Source organism: Nitrosophilus sp., assembly GCF_982775275.1.
Window position 1 is genome coordinate 1 of sequence record NZ_CEXZHP010000281.1, and the last position, 1,450, is coordinate 1,450.

General features: G+C 38.6%; 1 protein-coding gene and 1 pseudogene. Both read left to right on the plus strand.

The genetic code is table 11. The annotated features are described in order from the left end of the window. Positions 1-260: 260 nt before the first annotated feature. The gene (locus AC30RD_RS09245) at positions 261-860 is read left to right on the plus strand and encodes a hypothetical protein (RefSeq protein WP_489494246.1); all 600 of its coding nucleotides are present in this window, start codon (positions 261-263) and stop codon (positions 858-860) included. A 66-nt stretch (positions 861-926) separates the two neighbouring features. Continuing rightward, positions 927-1,450, plus strand: a pseudogene (locus AC30RD_RS09250) (helicase); the annotation flags it as partial.

Here is a 1,450-nt window from a genome sequence, read left to right on the forward strand (position 1 = left end):
TTCCAGGTGGGTATTGTTTGAGTGTATAAGGGTTATATACCACCGTATCTGCTTTCTCTATGGGGGAGAGGATGGTATCGACAAGAACCACCGCAACACCCTCTTTTTGTAACTTTTGTTTATATGTAAGAAACTCTTTTTGTGTCCATTCATCAGCATACTTCATACAAGGGATTATAGTGCTTTAACATTATTTTTTTCTAAAAGTAATTGTAAAGGTGGTACAATATAGAAAAATTTATGCAAAAGGGGAGTTGAAGATGGAGTTAAAATATGTGGGGGATATGCCTATAGTATCGCAAAACGGAGTCTCTTTTGATCATTTGCAAACAGATAAATATATCTACTTGCATGCTGTTTTGGAGCTGCTTGAGGCTTTAAGTTACGGAGAAACAGAAACAACACAACACCTTTACAAGGTAGAGCATAAGGAGTTAAACCCTACAGAGCTTTTGATACGTTTGAAAAAGTATGTAAAAAATCTCGATGAGGTGTATGAACAACAAGAGCACAAAGCAAAAGAGTTGGTCGATGATTTAATACAAAGGGTACAAAGCAACGACTCTTTAACAGAAGATGAGAAGAAGGCGTGGTTGAACAATATTGCCATTATGAGGGATTACTATTTGCAGTATGTTACCAACAAAAGTGTCTATGAGGCAGCGCTTGAGGCTTTGGCAAATGAGGTGGATGAAGCAAAAGTACAAAAGGTAAGCATCCCAATGTTTCGTAACTACGGCATAGTGTTACGTGACTTGCAAAAAGTTTTAGAAAACAGAAAATCACCTATAGACAGCAGTGTTGTCGTCAGTGCAACCCCTGAGGGGATAGTGGGAGTTATGGAGTTTTATCACCGCTAAGGGGTGTTATAGGCATTTTTTTGTCATATAAAATCGCTTGTATCGCTTCTATTGCATGTATACTGTATGTTTGATTATCTTCGCTACAATCTCTTTATGGGAAAAAAAAATAAAAAACATACAAAACTGAACCGGAAAATAAAAATATATTTTGATGATGACCCGTTTGATGTGGGGATAGAGAGGGTTGACACCCAAACACTCAGCGCACTTTTTGGTGCTTTGGGTATATACGATATAGAGCATAACAAAGAGCTGATGGTCAAAACACTTCGGATGATATGGAGTGAGGCACAAAGTGATATGCGTCGGGATATTGTAACTTTTTTTCAAAACGAGGGGACTATCTACAAAGCACCCAAAACAGCACACAAGCAACACTTTGACACAAAAGAACAAAAGATACAGGAGCTTCTTGGGGCGTTTGAGCTTACCAAAGAGGAGGAAAAACGGCTCTATGAGGCACTCAGTGAGATGCGGAGTAAAAAAATCACTCTCTCCAAAGTGGAAAACACCTTAGAGCATATACGTTTTAAGATAAAAAAAGAGCAGCTGGAAAAGGAGCTTGAGGGGCGTTTTGAGAGGGATGA